The 15,359-nt window shown below is 65.8% G+C and carries 17 protein-coding genes; 5 read left to right on the plus strand and 12 right to left on the minus strand.

What is annotated here, in order from left to right; all coding sequences use genetic code 11:
* Window positions 1–55 precede the first annotated feature (55 nt).
* From cysG to P0652_RS07945, 8 genes are read right to left on the minus strand one after another with little or no spacing between them, the layout of a single operon-like run.
* On the minus strand, window positions 56–1,507 hold the full coding sequence (cysG, locus tag P0652_RS07910) for a siroheme synthase CysG (RefSeq protein ID WP_284178244.1): 1,452 nt from the start codon (window positions 1,505–1,507) through the stop codon (window positions 56–58).
* Window positions 1,504–1,629 carry a hypothetical protein gene (locus P0652_RS07915; RefSeq protein WP_284178245.1) on the minus strand — a complete coding sequence of 42 codons (126 nt, stop codon included), beginning with the start codon at window positions 1,627–1,629 and terminating at the stop codon, window positions 1,504–1,506. The genes cysG and P0652_RS07915 overlap by 4 nt, the downstream gene beginning before the upstream one ends.
* Entirely contained in the window at window positions 1,626–3,230 is a 1,605-nt protein-coding gene (locus P0652_RS07920) for a sulfate adenylyltransferase subunit 1 (protein WP_284178246.1), read from the minus strand. The genes P0652_RS07915 and P0652_RS07920 overlap by 4 nt, the downstream gene beginning before the upstream one ends.
* Window positions 3,230–4,201 carry a sulfate adenylyltransferase subunit CysD gene (gene cysD, locus P0652_RS07925; RefSeq protein ID WP_502947490.1) on the minus strand — a complete coding sequence of 324 codons (972 nt, stop codon included), beginning with the start codon at window positions 4,199–4,201 and terminating at the stop codon, window positions 3,230–3,232. The genes P0652_RS07920 and cysD overlap by 1 nt, the downstream gene beginning before the upstream one ends.
* Complete coding sequence (locus P0652_RS07930) at window positions 4,134–4,871, minus strand: phosphoadenylyl-sulfate reductase (protein WP_284178248.1); 738 nt, start codon at window positions 4,869–4,871, stop codon at window positions 4,134–4,136. Before P0652_RS07930 ends, cysD begins: the two co-directional genes overlap by 68 nt.
* Window positions 4,868–5,380, minus strand: a complete 513-nt coding sequence (locus P0652_RS07935; RefSeq protein WP_284178249.1) for a DUF934 domain-containing protein — start codon at window positions 5,378–5,380, stop codon at window positions 4,868–4,870. The genes P0652_RS07930 and P0652_RS07935 overlap by 4 nt, the downstream gene beginning before the upstream one ends.
* Window positions 5,367–7,040 (minus strand): nitrite/sulfite reductase, encoded by a 1,674-nt coding sequence (locus P0652_RS07940; protein WP_284178250.1) that lies wholly within the window; start codon window positions 7,038–7,040, stop codon window positions 5,367–5,369. Before P0652_RS07940 ends, P0652_RS07935 begins: the two co-directional genes overlap by 14 nt.
* 3 nt (window positions 7,041–7,043) lie before the next feature.
* Complete coding sequence (locus P0652_RS07945) at window positions 7,044–7,394, minus strand: DUF2849 domain-containing protein (RefSeq protein ID WP_284178251.1); 351 nt, start codon at window positions 7,392–7,394, stop codon at window positions 7,044–7,046.
* Window positions 7,395–7,576: 182 nt separating this feature from the next.
* Here P0652_RS07945 and P0652_RS07950 point away from each other — a divergent pair, with 182 nt between their 5' ends.
* Window positions 7,577–8,014, plus strand: coding sequence for an Rrf2 family transcriptional regulator (locus tag P0652_RS07950; protein ID WP_284178252.1), 438 nt, complete (start codon window positions 7,577–7,579; stop codon window positions 8,012–8,014).
* Here P0652_RS07950 and P0652_RS07955 read toward each other — a convergent pair.
* Genes P0652_RS07955 through hemP form a run of 4 tightly spaced genes read right to left on the minus strand, consistent with a single transcriptional unit; the run spans window position 8,011 to window position 11,058 of the window.
* On the minus strand, window positions 8,011–8,832 hold the full coding sequence (locus P0652_RS07955; RefSeq protein WP_284178253.1) for a heme ABC transporter ATP-binding protein: 822 nt from the start codon (window positions 8,830–8,832) through the stop codon (window positions 8,011–8,013). The two genes, P0652_RS07950 and P0652_RS07955, sit on opposite strands and share 4 nt — an antisense overlap.
* Window positions 8,829–9,956 (minus strand): FecCD family ABC transporter permease, encoded by a 1,128-nt coding sequence (locus tag P0652_RS07960; protein ID WP_284178254.1) that lies wholly within the window; start codon window positions 9,954–9,956, stop codon window positions 8,829–8,831. The genes P0652_RS07955 and P0652_RS07960 overlap by 4 nt, the downstream gene beginning before the upstream one ends.
* Window positions 9,953–10,840, minus strand: coding sequence for a heme/hemin ABC transporter substrate-binding protein (locus P0652_RS07965; protein WP_284178255.1), 888 nt, complete (start codon window positions 10,838–10,840; stop codon window positions 9,953–9,955). Before P0652_RS07965 ends, P0652_RS07960 begins: the two co-directional genes overlap by 4 nt.
* An 8-nt stretch (window positions 10,841–10,848) precedes the next feature.
* Window positions 10,849–11,058 carry a hemin uptake protein HemP gene (hemP, locus tag P0652_RS07970; protein ID WP_284178256.1) on the minus strand — a complete coding sequence of 70 codons (210 nt, stop codon included), beginning with the start codon at window positions 11,056–11,058 and terminating at the stop codon, window positions 10,849–10,851.
* Window positions 11,059–11,289: 231 nt separating this feature from the next.
* Between hemP and P0652_RS07975 the strand changes: the two genes are divergently transcribed.
* The 4 genes from P0652_RS07975 (at window position 11,290) to hutX (ending at window position 15,304) form a co-directional block, all read left to right on the plus strand.
* Window positions 11,290–13,335 (plus strand): TonB-dependent hemoglobin/transferrin/lactoferrin family receptor, encoded by a 2,046-nt coding sequence (locus tag P0652_RS07975; RefSeq protein ID WP_284178257.1) that lies wholly within the window; start codon window positions 11,290–11,292, stop codon window positions 13,333–13,335.
* A 172-nt stretch (window positions 13,336–13,507) separates the two neighbouring features.
* Window positions 13,508–14,398 (plus strand): energy transducer TonB, encoded by an 891-nt coding sequence (locus tag P0652_RS07980; protein WP_284178258.1) that lies wholly within the window; start codon window positions 13,508–13,510, stop codon window positions 14,396–14,398.
* A 19-nt stretch (window positions 14,399–14,417) separates the two neighbouring features.
* Window positions 14,418–14,756, plus strand: coding sequence for a heme-degrading protein HmuQ (gene hmuQ, locus P0652_RS07985; RefSeq protein ID WP_284178259.1), 339 nt, complete (start codon window positions 14,418–14,420; stop codon window positions 14,754–14,756).
* A 5-nt stretch (window positions 14,757–14,761) separates the two neighbouring features.
* A complete protein-coding gene (hutX, locus tag P0652_RS07990) occupies window positions 14,762–15,304 on the plus strand; it encodes a heme utilization cystosolic carrier protein HutX (RefSeq protein WP_502947491.1) in 543 nt (180 codons plus the stop codon).
* Window positions 15,305–15,359 lie beyond the last annotated feature (55 nt).

The following is a 15,359-nucleotide window of genomic DNA, read 5'->3' on the forward strand; positions in this document are numbered from 1 at the left end:
CAGGGAATGCTTTTCCTTTTTGTCTGTTATTTTTGATGATAATAAGAAAAATTCCCTACTCAGCGGCAATAAGCGGGAGATTCATCTCAATATCGGTCAATTGGATTTCCCGGATGACAGCGCCGATCATCACCAGCATCGGGCCGGTTTCTGGCAAGTCACCGAGCGCCACCGGCAGGGCATCGATCCGGGCGCAGCGATGTATCTGTGTGGGGCGGGTGGCGTTGACAACAGCAACGGCAGGGGTGGCAGGGGCGAGCCCAGCGGCCAGTGCTTCCCGGACGAAGCCCTCGAGCGTGCGCCGGGGCATGTAGACCACCGTTGTGGTAACCGGGTCGGCGATGGCGGCCCAGTTCATGTCGGCAGGAAGCAACCCGTCTTCTCCGTGCCCGGTCACATACTGGATCCGCCGCGCCTTTTTCCGCTCGGTCAGCGAAAATCCGAGCACCGCTGCCGCGCCCTGTGCCGAGGATATCCCCGGGATAATGTCTACTGCCACGCCGGCCCGGCGGCAGGCATCGATCTCTTCGGTTGCGCGGCCGAAGATCAGCGGATCGCCGCCCTTGAGCCGGACTACGCGCTTGCCTGCCAGCGCCTCGCGCACGATCAGCGCCGAGATGTCGCCCTGCCGGCAAGACGGGCCATGCCCGGTCTTGCCGACGCGGATCCGTTCCGATTCACGGCGGGCCAGATCGAGAATTTCCGGCGCGACGAGATCGTCATGCAGGATGACGTCGGCGGAATGCAGCGCACGCAGCGCTTTCAGCGTCAGCAAGTCCGGATCGCCGGGTCCCGCCCCCACAAGGCTGACCCGGCCGGCCGGTGGGGCTTGCCTGTCCCGCGCGAAGGCGCGCAGGAGGTCGCGGCGGTCACCGGCATCCGGGCGTCGCTCCGGCTCGGCCATGGCGCGTTCGGTGAAGCGCTCCCAGAACAGGCGCCTGAGCGCATAGGCCGGGCGGCTGGCCTGGACATAGCGCCGCCAGTCTCGCGCAGCGGCAGCCCAATGGGCGAGGCCGGGCGGAAGCATGGCCTCGATCCGCGCGCGGATCGCCTGCCCGAAGACGGGCGCCGCCCCGTCGGTCGAGATCGAGATGACCAGCGGCGAGCGGTTGACGATCGCCCCGAACTGGAAGTCGCAGAAGGCGGGACGATCGATCAGGTTGACCGGGATTCCAGCCTTCCGGGCAGCCGCGGCGAAGGCGCCGGCCTGGTCATCGGTCTCGAAATCCCCGATCGCGAGGGCAGCACCGGCGAAATCGGCCGGCTTCCAGGGGCGGTCCTGCAGGCGGATCCGCGCATCGGCAAAGGGCTCGGCAAAGGCACCGGGTGGCGCGAACAGGCGCACCTCAGCACCGGCGGCAGCGAGCAACTCCGCCTTCCAGCGCACCCCGTCCGAGTGCCCGGCCAGCACAACGAAGCGGCCCTGCAGCTTGTGGAAGACCGGCAGCGTCGCCAGCGGCGCAATCCGCGCCGGCGGCTGGGATGTCGGGGCGCGGTGCGGAATCATGCCAGCACCTGTGCCGCGAGAGCATAGGCCCGCGCGGAGGGGAGGAGCAGCCAGAGCAGCGTGAGAGCCAGAAGGAGAAGGCGGAAAGCCCATTCGTGGCGATGCGCGGGAGGCGGGTTCATATGCCGCCTCCGTCAAGGCCCGGCTCCGGACCCATGGAAGGAGCCGGCTTTTCTCCGGGAGGCCAGAACCTTTCCTGCAGCGTGATGAGGAGCGGTCGGCCGATCCCGTCAAGGGCTGCGAGGATCAGCGCGTCAGCCAGCGTGCCCGTCAACAGGAAGCCTGTCAGCGCGAAGAGCAGGATCGTGATGGCGCTTCGGATCTGCTCCGGCCGGTGCGAAGGCCAGAACCGCAACAGCAGTGCATGCACGGGCGCGGAATGTCGCGGCGAAGCCTCGCGGGAAGGGCCGGATGCTGTCTCGATGACGCCCATGGCAAGAGTGGCATGGGTCATCGGATCGATCAGCAGGAAGCTGCCCAGCGGCTGGCACTCATTGTAGGGCAGGGCGAAGAGCGGCGCTTCGGGCCGGAGGACGGCCTTGCCGATCCCGTTCATGGCAAGCTGCCGGGCCGGCCGGGGCGTCAGGTCTTCCACGGAGAGTTCGTGGGTCAGGGCCTCGAAGCGGACGGGAACCGTTGCCGAACCGAGCTTGAGAAGCAGCCGGTCGCCTGGCGCGAGCACGCGTTCGCCGAGAACGAGCAGCCGCACGGTGAGCGTTCCGGTCCCATGAGGCGGTCGATGCCCGACCGTGATCACGTCGCCGCGCGCCACATCGGTCTCGTCCGCGAGGGTGACCGTCACAGCCTCGCCGGCTTTCGCCGCGTTGCGGGCGCCTTCCGGCGTCAGGATCTCCGCGATCCGGCTTGCCCGGCCCTGCGGCAGGATGGTGACGGGATCGCCGACGCGGATCTGCCCGCTGGCGACGGTTCCGGAAAAGCCGCGGAAATCGGCATTCGGGCGGTTCACCCATTGGACCGGGAGGAAGAACCGGCCATCGACCGGAAGCGCCGGTTCGAGGGTTTCCAGAAGGTCGAGCAGCGTCGGACCGGCATACCAGGGCATGCGTCCGGAGTGCCGGGTGAGGGTATCGCCATCCCGCGCGACAAGCGGCAGGACATGGATTGAACGGAAGCCGAGCCGGGCGACAAGGGCGCGATATTCGGCCTCGATCCGTCGGAAAACCGCTTCGTCGAAGCCAACAAGATCCATCTTGTTCATGGCAAGGATCACATCCCTCACACCCACCAGCGAGACGATAGAGGAATGCCGCCGCGTCTGGGGCAGCACCCCCTTGCGCGCATCCACGAGCAGGATCGCCACATCCGCCGTCGAAGCGCCTGTCGCCATGTTACGGGTATATTGTTCGTGGCCGGGCGTGTCCGCTGCGATGAAGGCGCGGCGCGGCGTCGCGAAATAGCGATAGGCGACATCGATCGTGATGCCCTGCTCGCGCTCGGCGGAAAGGCCATCAACCAGCAGTGCAAAATCACGGTTCTTGCCATCGGTGCCGAAGCGTTCGGAATCCCGCGCCAGTGCCTCGGCCTGGTCCTCGTAGACCGCGCCGGTTTCCCAGAGGAGCCGGCCGAGCAAGGTGGACTTGCCATCATCCACCGATCCGCAGGTGATGAAGCGCAGCAGGCTGCGCTCGGCCGGGCGGAGCGCGGCGGCAACGTCCGGCATGTCCGGTTCGGGGTGGCGCGCGGCAAGCATGGCGGGCAGCATCAGAAGTATCCTTCCTGCTTCTTCTTTTCCATCGAGCTGGTGGCATCATGGTCGATCACGCGGCCTTGCCGTTCTGAAACGCGACTCTCGCGCATCTCCGCCAGCACGGCCTCGAGCGTGTCCGCCCGGCTTTCGACAGCCCCTGTCAGCGGGTAGCAGCCGAGAGTCCGGAACCGGATTATCCGGGTTTCGAGCACCTCGCCCGGCAACAGCGTCAGGCGCTCGTCATCACGCATGATCAGGGCGCCGTTCCGTTGCACGACGGGGCGTGGCTTTGCGAAATAGAGCGGCACGACGGGGATGTTTTCGAGCGCGATGTAGTCCCAGACATCCGCTTCGGTCCAGTTCGAGAGCGGGAAGACCCGGAAGCTTTCGCCCTGCGCCTTGCGGGTATTGAACAGCAGCCAGGGTTCCGGGCGCTGCGACCGCGGATCCCAGCGATGGTCCGGCGTGCGCAGCGAAAAAATGCGCTCCTTCGCGCGGGACTTTTCCTCGTCGCGCCGGGCGCCGCCGAAGGCCGCGTCGAAGCCATGCCGGTCCAGCGCCTGCTTCAGCGCCTGCGTCTTCATCACATCCGTATGGACAGCCGACCCATGGCTGAGGGGGCCGATCCCTGCCGCCAGCCCGTCCGGATTGGTGTGGACGATCAGGTCAAGCCCGAGGCGCCTTGCGGTCTCGTCGCGGAAGGCGATCATCTCGCGGAACTTCCAGCCGGTATCGACATGCAGCACCGGGAAGGGCAGCCGCCCCGGCGCAAACGCCTTCAGCGCGAGATGCAGCAGCACAGCCGAATCCTTGCCGATCGAATAGAGCAGGACCGGCCTGTCGCAGGTGGCAAAGACCTCGCGGAAAATGAAGATGGCCTCGGCTTCGAGGCGCCGCAGATGGCTGTTCGCATGCATGTCAGGCCCTCCGGCCTTCGGGGTCGGGTTTGGCCCGTGCGAGATGGAGGCCGCATTCGCGGCTGGCATCCGCTTCCCACCACCAGCGGCCCGCCCGCTCGTCTTCGCCTGGCAGAATCGCCCGGGTGCAGGGCTGGCAGCCGATCGAGAGGAAGCCGGCCGCGTGAAGCGGATTGACGGGGATCGACCAACGCGCGGCGAGCTCGGCGAGGTCTTCACGCGTCTGGTCGAAAAGCGGGTTGATTTTCCAGAGTCCGAATTCCGGGTCGAAACGCAGTGCGCCGGTTCCCTGCCGGAAGGCGGACTGGCTGGCGCGGAGGCCTGTCAGCCAACCCTCGGCACCGGCCAGCACGCGCTGGAGCGGCTCCACCTTGCGCACATGGCAGCAGGCTTTCCGGGCATCCGGCGAGAGACGGAAGCCGTTGATGCCCTGGTCATCCAGCAGCCGCTCGATGGCGATCCGGTCCGGTGCAAAGCCACGAACCCGCCGCCCGTAATGCATCTCCGTATCGGACCAGAGGGCGTAGGTTTCGGGGAACAGCCGGCCGGTATCGAGCGTGGCCACCTCGATATCGAGTCCCTCCGTGAAGATCAGATGGGTGAGCACCTGATCCTCGAGGCCAAGGCTGGTGGTGAAGACCAGCTTGCCTTCGAAGGTCTGCCGGATTCTCTTGAGCCGGGATGCAAGCGGCAGGTCGCCCAGAGCGAGAGCCAGTTGGTTGGCGCTGGCCTCCGTCATGTCGCACCGCCGGTCCGGGCCTCACGCCGGGCTTCGAGAATGTTCTGCCCGCGCGCATAGTCCCGCTGGTAGCTGGTGCTGTAGATTGCCAGATCGGCGAGCCAGGCGGCCTCGCCCTGCCGGGTGGCAACCGCATCGGGCAGTTCCACCTCGTCGAAACCGCAGGCCATCGCATAGGCGAACTGGTCGGGAATGAGCGGGCCGACAGCGCGGAGGATGCCGCGGAAGCCGGCGCGCCTCAGGCGCCGGGCCAGTGTGAAGCCGCGGCCATCGGCAAAGCCGGGAAAGGCAATGGCGATCAGGTCGACCTGGTTGGCGAACGCCGTCGCGTCCTCCGCAGGCAGCGTGTTGGCGATGTCGATGCCGATGCGCTGGCCGAGAGCCCGGACCAGCAGCCCCGCCTGAACATCCGCCAGCGGCACGATGACCGCCGGATGGCCGGCAATCTCGGCTGCCGGGAGCCGCCGGAAAGGGTCGGGCCGGAACCCGTGGCGGTCAAGCAGCGTCATGGCGCAACTCCGCGTTGAAGGCGGCCTTGAACGGCTGGATGCCCAGCCGCCGCACGGAATCGACAAAGAGCTCGCCCGGCTGGCGATGGTCGAGATAGACCGCCAGCAGCCGTTCGATCGCATCGGGAACCTCGTCGGCGCCGAGGCCGGGGCCCAGGATCTCGCCGATCGCGCTGGCATTGCCGGCATCGCCGCCAAGCGTGATCTGGTAGGATTCCTCGCCGCGTTTCTCGAGCCCGAGAATGCCGATATGCCCGACATGGTGGTGGCCGCAGGCATTGATGCAGCCGGAAATCTTGATGGCCAGCGGCCCGATTTCCTGCTGCCTATCCGGCGCAGCGAACCGTGTCGCCAGCGCCTGAGCGATCGGGATGGAGCGTGCTGTGGCCAGTGCGCAGTAATCGAGCCCCGGGCAGGCGATGATATCGGTGATCAGCCCCGCATTGGCCGTGGCCAGGCCGCCGGCTGCCAGCGCATGCCAGAGGTCGAACAATTCGTCCTGTCGTACGTTGGGCAGGACGAGGTTCTGAGCATGTGTGACCCGGATCTCGCCGAACGAATGGCGGTCCGCGAGCTCGGCGACGAGCCGCATCCCGGCCGAGGTGATATCGCCCGGGGCCTCGCCGATGCCCTTCAGCGAAAGCGTGACGGCCTGATAGCCCGGCACCTTGTGCGGGAAACCGTTCTGCGCCACCCAGCGATCGAATTCCGGGTTGGCTGCCCGGGCCCGGCGGAGCGCCGGCGGATTGTCCTGCAACTCGGCATAGGCCGGCGGTGCGAAGTACCGCTCGATCCGCCCAACCTCTGCGGCATCTGCCTGGATCCGCAGCGGGTCAAGCTGTGCAAACTCCGCCTCGACCCTGTCGCGGAAGGCCTCAATCCCGATCTCGTGGACGAGGATCTTCACCCGTGCCTTGTACTTGTTGTCCCGCCGCCCTTCGGCATTGTAGACACGCATCAGCGCTTCCAGATAGGCGAGCAGATGCGGCTTCGGCAGGAAGTCGCGCACCCATTTGCCGACCATTGGCGTCCGACCGAGACCGCCGCCAACCAGCACTGCATAGCCTGTTTCGCCGGTTTCCGGATGCCGGACAATGCGCAGCCCGATATCGTGCACGGAAACGGCGGCCCGGTCCTCGGCCGCGCCGGTCACCGCGATCTTGAACTTGCGCGGCAGGAAACTGAATTCCGGATGCGCGGTTGACCATTGCCGGATCAATTCGGCGACCGGGCGGGGATCCTCGATCTCGTCCGCCGCCACGCCGGCAAACTGGTCCGCCGTAACATTCCGGATGCAATTGCCCGAGGTCTGGATGGCATGCATCTCGACATCGGCGAGCAGGGCCAGGATTTCCGGCACGTCCTTCAGCTGGATCCAGTTGAACTGCAGGTTCTGTCGCGTCGTGAAATGGCCATAGCTGCGGTCGAAGCGCTCGCCGATCAGCGCGAGCTGCCGCAACTGCCGCGCCGAGAGCGTGCCATAGGGAATGGCGATCCGGAGCATGTAGGCATGCAACTGCAGGTAAACGCCGTTCTGCAGGCGGAGCGGCTTGAACTCGTCCTCAGTCAGCGCGCCCGCAAGACGGCGCTGCACCTGCGCCGAAAACTGCGCCACGCGATCGCGCACAAAGGCGGCATCGAACTCATCATAGCGATACATGGGTCACCTCGTGCGGCCGGCCTGCGCGGCAAGGCCAGGAAACTCTGCCTGCTTGCCGAGATCCGGGCGGATCGTCGGGCCGAGCAGGCGGAAACGCTCGCGGAAATGGCGGGGTACGGGGATGCCGCCTTCGGACAGAACGACATCGACGAGATAGGCATCGACCACCCGGTTCAGCTGCATCGCCTCTTGGCCGGCCGCCTCCAGCCGGATGGACGCTGCTTCGTCTCCCGCGAGTAGTGCCTCTCCTGGATGCCGGGTCCAGCCATCACCGGTGAAGAAGACGGTGTCCCCGGTGAGCAGGTCATTGGCGATCAGGATCGCTGGCAGGGGTTGGAGCTTGGCCGTGGACATGGCGGGTTCCGGGTCCGTCGCGCAGCCGGGAATGACCGCGCATTTGTTCGTTATTCCGAACAAAATGGATACTATACCCGTCATTCTCTTCCAATTCGGGGTCCGGAGCCTGGGCTTTCAAACTTCGGGCCCTGCGGAGAACGATTTTCTCCTGCCCCTTCCGGCTTCCGTTTCCGATAGCTATGCGGTATCGCGAAACGATGTGGCTCAACCAGCAAACGCTTGATGCGATCCGGATCATGGCCGAGCTGGCGACGCGCTGGCCGCGCCTGACCCGCGCTTCGGATCTGGTCGATGTCACGGGGATATCGTTCGTCAACATCCAGAAAACGGTCCACGCCCTCGCGTTGGGGCGCTTGCTCGAGACCAGCCGTGGCCGTTATGGAGGCATCCGCCTCGCCCGCGCGCCAGACGAGATCAATATCGGCGAGATTGTCCGGGCCTTCGAGCCGAAGGATTGTCCCGTCAACTTCCTCGTCGCCTCCACGGTCAGCGCCGGTATTTCGGCACTGCTCTTCAAGGCCCATCGTGGGTTCTTCCAGCCGCTCGAGGCGACGACCTTGGCTGATCTCGACCTCCCCTCCCTCAGCAATGAAGGGCGCCGTCGCCTCGAAGCCTAGGCCGGATTGCCAGGCATGAGCCGCGCCTGCGGCAGGATCGCCGGGAGGCCATGATGCCAGGCAATGTCCAGTTGGACGCCGAACACCTTCGCCAGCAGGGTTTCGTTCAGGATCTCGGACGCAGGGCCCTGCGCGGCAATGCGCCCGCTCCTGAGCACGACGAGATGATCCGCATAGCAGGCAGCGAGGTTGAGATCATGCAGGATGGCCAGCACGGCCACGGGGCTGTCCGGCCGCCGCGTCAGCGCTTGCGCGGCATCCAACAGCGCAAATTGATGTTCTAGATCGAGGCTGGCGATCGGCTCGTCCAGCATCAGCACCTGCCGTGTCTCGATCCGCCGGGCCGCCTCGAGCTGGCAGAGGGCCCGCGCGAAATGCACGCGCTGCTGCTCGCCGCCCGACAGCGTCTGGAAATCCCGGTCTGCAAGCGAAAGCATGTCCGCCGAACGGAGGCTCGCCTCGACGAGATTATCCTGCTCGATCCGGGTCAACCGGCGGCCGACCGCGAGGATGCCAAGGGCGACAACCTCGTGCACCCGGAACGGGAAGCCAAGCCGCCCGCTCTGCGCCATCACCACGCGCCGTGCCGCCATGTGCCAGGCCGGCACCTGCGCAATCGGCTCACCGAGGCTGGTAACCCTGCCGCGCTGCGGCGTCAGCTCGCCGGACATCAGCCGGAGCAGGGTGCTCTTTCCGGCGCCATTCGGGCCGATCACGACCGTCAGTTTCCCGGGATGCAAGGCGAGATCGGCCATCTCGACGAGCCAGCGCCCCCCTGTTGCGTAGCCGGCATTCTCGGCTGTCAGCCATGCGTTCATTCGAAGGGCCTCGCTTGGCGCCGCAACAGCAGCCACAGGAAGAACGGCGCGCCGATGGCCGCCGTAAGGATGCCAATGGGAAGCTCGGCCGGCGCAACGACAAGCCGTGCGACGATATCCGCCGCGAGCAGCAGCACCGCGCCACCCAGTGCGCTGAAGGGCAGGAGCAGGCGATGGCTGGCTCCGAGCAGCAGGCGCAGGATGTGGGGCACGACAAGGCCGACAAAACCGATCATTCCCGCCACTGCCACCGAGGTGCCGACAGCCACCGCGGCGATGAGGATGGCGGCCGCCTTCACCCGCTGGACCGGCAGCCCGAGATGGAAGGCCTCCGCCTCACCGAGGGCCAGCGCGTCGAGGCCCCGGGAGAGAAAGGGGGCTGCCACGAGAATGGCGATCATGGCCGGTGCGACCGCGGCGAGCTTGGTCCAGCTGGCGCCGGAAAAGCTGCCCAATGCCCAGAAGGTGAGGTCGCGCAATTGCCGGTCGTCCGAGAGATAGGCAAGAAAGCCGGACATGGCGCCGCTCAATGCGCCCAAGGCCACGCCGGCCAGCATCATGGTCGCGATCGAAGTCCGGCCGGCGCGTGTTGCGATCCCGTAGAGAACGAGGGTCGAGCCGAGCCCGCCGAGAAACGCGCCGACCGGCAGAATCGCGAAGGGCAGCTTGCCGAAGGCGGGCGCCAGCAGCCTCTCGCCGAAAACGATCGTGATTCCGGCCGCAAGGGCAGCGCCGGCTGAAACGCCGATCAGGCCCGGATCGGCCAATGGATTGCGGAACAGCCCCTGCAGCATCGCGCCCGAAACGGCAAGCGCCGCACCGACCAGCATGGCCAGCATGGCGCGGGGCAAACGGATATTGGCAAGGATCAGTGACTCGCGCGTGTCGGGCAGGCTCCCGTTGCCGATCAATCCGCCGAGAATTTTCAGCAGGCTATCGACTGACAGGGCCACGGCGCCCTTGAAGAGGGACAGGAAGAACAGCCCCGCAAGCACGGCGCCGCCGAAAGCCGCCCAGAGCACCGCCCGGCGATGCCGGGCCGTGCCAAGGAGGGCCACGACGCCTTCACGGCCGGAACCGGATCGCCCGGGCTCCAGAGCATTGCGCATCGGACCCACACTCATGGCCGGGGAACCGCTTCCGCACGATCCCGATTGGCCGCCGGGTAGAGCCGGCTCATCAGATCACGGGCCGCTTCGGCTGTTCGGGGTCCAAACCCGAGGAGGTAGAGACCATCCATCATAATCAGTGCCCGATCAGCCGCCGCCGGTGTCAGCCGGAATGCGGGATGGGCGAAAAGATCGGCGGCGGCCACAGCATGGTCGCCCCGTTGCATCATCACGATGACATCCGGCGCGGCGGCAATGATCCCTTCGTCCGAGACGGGCTTGAAACCCTCCAGCGTCTCGACGGCGTTGATGCCGCCGGCAAGGCCGATCATCGCCGCGGCGGAACTGTTGCGGCCGGCCACCATCACCCGTCCATTCTGCATCGACAGTACGAACAGAACGCGTTTGGGCCGGGAGATCCGCGCGCGGTCCTCTGCCAGCCGGGCAAAGCCAAGGGCGATCCGGTCAGCCAGGGAATCGGCCGCAGCCTTCTGTCCGACCACAGCGCCGATCATGCGGATCCGCGCGAGCACGCCGGCCTCGCTGGGCTCCTCGGTCAGGAGCTGGACAGGAATGCCGGACTGCCGGATCAATGCCAGCACGTCCGGCGGGCCGGCCCCGTCGATGGCCAGTACGAGATCCGGCCTGAGTGAAAGCACACCCTCGGCCGAAAGCGCGCGGACATAGCCGACATTCGGCAGGCGCTGTAACGCATCGGCCGGATAGAGCGAGGTCGAATCGACCCCGACCAGCCGGCCAGCCTCTCCGAGAGCATGGATTGTCTCGGTAACGACCCCGCCCGCCGCGACGATGCGCTTGGGCTCGGCTGCCACTTGAGATGCGCCCAGCGCGAGCGTGGCGAGAAGGGCGAGAGCGTGTTTCTGCAGAGTGGCGCGCATGGTGAGCCTCACTTGGTCAGGATGAGCCGGTTATTGGCGGTGATCCGCAGGCGATAGCGGTCGCCATTATGGAGAAGGATGGCCTCCCGCTCGGCACCGAGAAGGTCGGCGACATTGACGAGGCCAAGTCCGGAGACGGGATCGACCGGCAACGGATCGCGGCGCGGCGCGGCGCCGGCTCTTTCAGCAGGATGAGATTCAAGAAGATTTTGGGTCATTTGGAGGTATTCCAGAGTGGGAAGCAGTTTAGAAATCCTCAAAACATGAGGAAAATCATAAGATTAATTGACTTCAGATGTCAGAATATATAGAGCCGGTCAAGCGGAGGCGATGAGACCTGCCGCAACCAGCCAGCCAGCGCCCCGCCGAATGCGGCCTGCCAGCCAGCCAGACGTCATCAGAAACGGGTTTGGGGCAGACAGATGGGATTCGGATTTCGACAGAGGCTGATGGCCTCGGTTTCGCTCGTCATCGGCGTGGCGGCGTCGCCGGCGGTTCAGGCGCAGCAAGGCACTTCGCCGGGAACGACAGCGCTGGATGATATCAGCGTGACAGCGACAAGGCAGGAGGAGCGCGCGGTGGATTCGCTCGCCTCCGTTTCGGTGACCAACCGGCAGGAAATCCGCCGCCAGAACCCGCAGCGCATCGGGACGATCCTGAGCCAGACTCCGGGCGTGACGACGCAGGAAAATCCGAATGATCCGGCGACGGCGGTCAATGTGCGCGGGTTGCAGGATTTTGGCCGCGTTGCGGTGACAGTGGACGGGGCCCGCCAGAATTTCCAGCGCTCCGGTCACAATGCCAATGGCGCGTTCTTCCTCGATCCGGCCTTTATCCGGACCATCGATGTCACACGCGGCCCGGTGGCCAATATCTACGGTTCCGGTGCCATCGGCGGCGTGGTTTCCTTCGAGACGATCGAACCCAGGGATATCCTCCGCCCGCGTGAAAAGGTTGCGGGAGAACTGGGCTTCACTGCCCTGCTCGGCGGCCGCCAGAATGGCGTCTACGGCTCGGTGATCGGCGCTGCCCGCCCCGTTGACTGGGCCTCGGCGCTGATCGGCCTGAGCTTCCGTGATCTCAATCCCTATAAGGATGGTGGCGGCTTTTCGATCCGCGATTCCGGGCAGGATCTTGGTTCCGGCCTTGCGAAGATCGTCCTCACTCCGGGCGACGGGCACACGATCAAGCTCTCCGGCCAGTATCAGAAATACGAATTCGCAAATGGTCTCGGCACCGCTTCCGCGCCGCGCCGGACCAATGATGTCGAGACCACCAATCTCGTCGCGCGCTACACGTTCTCGCGGCCGGATAATGACTGGGTCAGTCTCAGCACGACCATCTACCGCACGACGACGGATACCGATCAGGTCCGGATCAGTGGCACGCCAGCGCAGATCGGCAATGCGCGCTATTTCAAGATCGAGACAATCGGTATCGACGCCCATAACACGTCCCGCTTCAATGTCGGGCCGGTCAAGCTGGCCTCGACCTATGGTGTCGACTGGTTCCAGGACCGTGTCCGCACCTTCGATCCGTTCTCCAACGGCGACGAGACGACGCCTGGTGGCCGCCGGCAGGTTTACGGCGGCTTCGTCCAGAACCACTTCACCTGGTCGATTGTCGATGTGATCGCCGCGCTCCGCTATGATGGCTATTCCCTCAGCGGTGGCGGAAACGCGTCTGATGGCCAGCGTCTTTCGCCCAAGATCACCGTGGGTGTGACGCCGATCCAAGGCATCCAGCCCTACATCACCTATGCCGAGGGCTACCGGGCTCCGGCCATTACCGAAACGCTGGTCAACGGTGCCCATCCGGCGCCTTCGACCTTCACCTTCATTCCGAACCCGAACCTCCGGCCGGAAATCGGCAGAACCCTCGAGGCCGGCATCAACCTAAAATACGACAACGTTTTCCTGCCGGGCGATGCCTTCCGCGGCAAGGTCTCGATCTTCGAGAACCGGGTCCGGAACTTCATCGAGGGCGTCTTCTCCGACCCCGGCAATGATTGCGGCAACCCGGCCATTCCGGCGGGCTGTGCGGATGCCACCTTCCGCTACTCGAATGTGGCGCGCGCCCGCCTGCGCGGCATTGAGGGCGAGTTCGTCTATGATGCCCGGCGCTGGTATGTCTCGCTCGCCGGGTCGAGCATCCGCGGCGACAATCTCAGCGCGAACACGCCGCTGGAATCGGTCTATCCCGACAAGGTCATTGTCGGCGGCGGGCTGCGGTTCCTTGAGGAAAAACTCCTGATCGGAAGCCGGCTTACTTTGGTGGACAAGCAACGCCGCCTGCCGGCCGCCTCCGTGGCAGCGAATGCCAGCAAGGCCTATGCGCTGGTTGATGTTTTCGCCAGCTACGAGTTCGCGAAGGATATGCGTGCCTTCGCGCAAGTCGATAACATCGGTGATGTCCGCTACAAGCGCTATCGCGACAGCGATCGCAGCCCCGGCCTTGTCGCCAAGTTCGGCTTCTCCACCCGGCTGGGGATGTGAGATGACAGGCGGCGCGTTCGCTCTGGCAGCGGAGACGGGCCTCGCGCTTCGTCGGGCTCCGGCATTGCCAGGGGGGGGCTGCGCCTGGCCTATCCTGCCGGCGCGTCAACCCGAGCCCCTCCCGGAACCGTTGCCGGGACCGCTGCCCGAGACGCGGGAAAGGCCCTGCCCGGTGCCACGGCTTATCCGGCGCACCGGGCTGGGGCTAGTTCTTTCCACGCTCTTCCATGCCGGCATGGCTGCTGCCGCACTGATCATCCTGCCCGTCCCGCCGGCTGACGAAGCGGAGCGCGGCGGCGCGCCGGCTGTGATGGAGGTAACCCTTGTCGGCGAGGCTGAAGCACTCGCGACAGTCGAAGGCGCGCGCGCTGAACCGGTTTTGCTGGCCCTGCCGGATCCGCCCGCGATCGACACCGTTCTGCCGGAACCTGTGCCGCCAGCCCTGGTGCCGGATGTTCCGCCTGTCCCGGAACCGGTGATCCTCGCGCCCGTGCCGTCCGCACCGGACATCGTCCTTTCAGAGCCTCCGCCCGTCGGACCAGCCGAGATCGCCATCCCGCCGGGGCCGCGATCGGAACTCAAGCCAAGAATGGAGGCCAAGCCGCCAGTGGTGCCGAAGCGCGCGTCAGTGCCCAACCCGAAACGCAGCCAGCCGGTTGCCAACCGCCCGGTAGATGGTCCGGGCCGGGGGCGTGAAGGCGCCGGCCAGCAGGCCGCAAACCGGCAGGCGGCAAGCCGTGCGGGCACTGGTGGTGCCGGAAGTGTCGCCGGATCGGCCTTGACGGCAGCCTATGGAGCGCGCGTGCGCGCATTGATCGAGCGGCAGAAATCCTATCCGGAGGCCGCGCAGGATCGCGGCCAGACCGGCCGGACAACCATCGCCCTTGTCATTTCGCGGGATGGGCGGGTGGCCTCTGTCGCTGTCGTCAAAGGCTCCGGCCATGCCGTACTCGACGCTGCGACGCTTGCCGCGGTTCGCCGCGCGCAGCCCTTCCCCGCATTGCCGGAAGGGGGGCCTGCAACGGTCAGCTTCCGGCTTTCCATTGGCTACGAACTCCACTGAAGCAAGGAAAGGACCTGCCATGTTTATCGCCATGAACCGATTCCGTGTTGCCAAGGGCAACGAGGCCGAATTCGAAACCATCTGGCGTTCGCGCGAGAGCTATCTCCACGAATTGCCGGGCTTTATCGAATTCTCGCTGCTCAAGGGCCCCGAACGGGACGATCACACGCTCTATGCCTCGCACACGGTCTGGGCAGGCAAGGCGGAATTCACCGCCTGGACCCAGTCCGAGCAGTTCCGCAAGGCCCATGCCCGCGCAGGGCAGGGCCGCCCGGTCTCGATCGGCCACCCGGAATTCGAAGGGTTCGAGGTTATCCTGCTGGATGACAACCGCAACCCGCGCGCTGCGGCGGAGTAAGCTTCATGAGCAATGTCACTCCTCTCCGGCCGGCAGCGGCTGACATGGCGGATCGCATGGCCCTGCTGCGCGACATGATCGCGAAGAAGCCGGATGGTGTCGTCGAGGCCATGGCACGCGAAGCCGGCGTTCCGACCCAGGTTGCGCTTGAGGCCATGCCGGAGGCGCAGCGCCTCTTTGCCCCGAGCGAGCAGTTCGAGGCAATCTGGCGCGAGGTCGGCACTTGGGGCGAGATCCTCTTCATCGTCCATACGGCCGATATCGTGCTGGAATGCGAGGGCAGCCTGCCCGCCGGAACCTTCGGCCAGGGCTATTACAACATCCATGGCGACAGCCCGATCGGCGGGCATATCCGCGCCGCGAATTGCAGGGCCATCTATCTGGTGGACCGCGCCTTTCACGGCCGGCGCTCTTGCTCGATCCAGTTTTTCAACGGCGAGGGCGAGGCCATGTTCAAGATTTTTGTCCGGCGGGACAGCGAGCGGAACCTGCTGCCGGACCAGCTTGCCCGCTTCGAGGGATTGAAGGCCCGACTCGCCGCCCTGTGATGGGCCTTCAACCGGGGCTCGCCATCGGCTATAGCCTGATCGTCCTCCCCCCGAG

The sequence above is a fragment of the Rhabdaerophilum sp. SD176 genome, assembly GCF_030143245.1.
Classification (GTDB): domain Bacteria; phylum Pseudomonadota; class Alphaproteobacteria; order Rhizobiales; family Beijerinckiaceae; genus Rhabdaerophilum.

Bases quoted from the DNA above. Each gene is read 5' to 3' on its own strand.
- cysG (WP_284178244.1), bottom strand. From the start codon at position 1,507: ATGATTCCGCACCGCGCCCCGACATCCCAGCCGCCGGCGCGGATTGCG.
- P0652_RS07915 (WP_284178245.1), bottom strand. From the start codon at position 1,629: ATGAACCCGCCTCCCGCGCATCGCCACGAATGGGCTTTCCGCCTTCTC.
- P0652_RS07920 (WP_284178246.1), bottom strand. From the start codon at position 3,230: ATGCTGCCCGCCATGCTTGCCGCGCGCCACCCCGAACCGGACATGCCG.
- cysD (WP_502947490.1), bottom strand. From the start codon at position 4,201: ATGCCAGCCGCGAATGCGGCCTCCATCTCGCACGGGCCAAACCCGACC.
- P0652_RS07930 (WP_284178248.1), bottom strand. From the start codon at position 4,871: ATGACGGAGGCCAGCGCCAACCAACTGGCTCTCGCTCTGGGCGACCTG.
- P0652_RS07935 (WP_284178249.1), bottom strand. From the start codon at position 5,380: ATGACGCTGCTTGACCGCCACGGGTTCCGGCCCGACCCTTTCCGGCGG.
- P0652_RS07940 (WP_284178250.1), bottom strand. From the start codon at position 7,040: ATGTATCGCTATGATGAGTTCGATGCCGCCTTTGTGCGCGATCGCGTG.
- P0652_RS07945 (WP_284178251.1), bottom strand. From the start codon at position 7,394: ATGTCCACGGCCAAGCTCCAACCCCTGCCAGCGATCCTGATCGCCAAT.
- P0652_RS07950 (WP_284178252.1), top strand. From the start codon at position 7,577: ATGCGGTATCGCGAAACGATGTGGCTCAACCAGCAAACGCTTGATGCG.
- P0652_RS07955 (WP_284178253.1), bottom strand. From the start codon at position 8,832: ATGAACGCATGGCTGACAGCCGAGAATGCCGGCTACGCAACAGGGGGG.
- P0652_RS07960 (WP_284178254.1), bottom strand. From the start codon at position 9,956: ATGAGTGTGGGTCCGATGCGCAATGCTCTGGAGCCCGGGCGATCCGGT.
- P0652_RS07965 (WP_284178255.1), bottom strand. From the start codon at position 10,840: ATGCGCGCCACTCTGCAGAAACACGCTCTCGCCCTTCTCGCCACGCTC.
- hemP (WP_284178256.1), bottom strand. From the start codon at position 11,058: ATGACCCAAAATCTTCTTGAATCTCATCCTGCTGAAAGAGCCGGCGCC.
- P0652_RS07975 (WP_284178257.1), top strand. From the start codon at position 11,290: ATGGCCTCGGTTTCGCTCGTCATCGGCGTGGCGGCGTCGCCGGCGGTT.
- hmuQ (WP_284178259.1), top strand. From the start codon at position 14,418: ATGTTTATCGCCATGAACCGATTCCGTGTTGCCAAGGGCAACGAGGCC.
- hutX (WP_502947491.1), top strand. From the start codon at position 14,762: ATGAGCAATGTCACTCCTCTCCGGCCGGCAGCGGCTGACATGGCGGAT.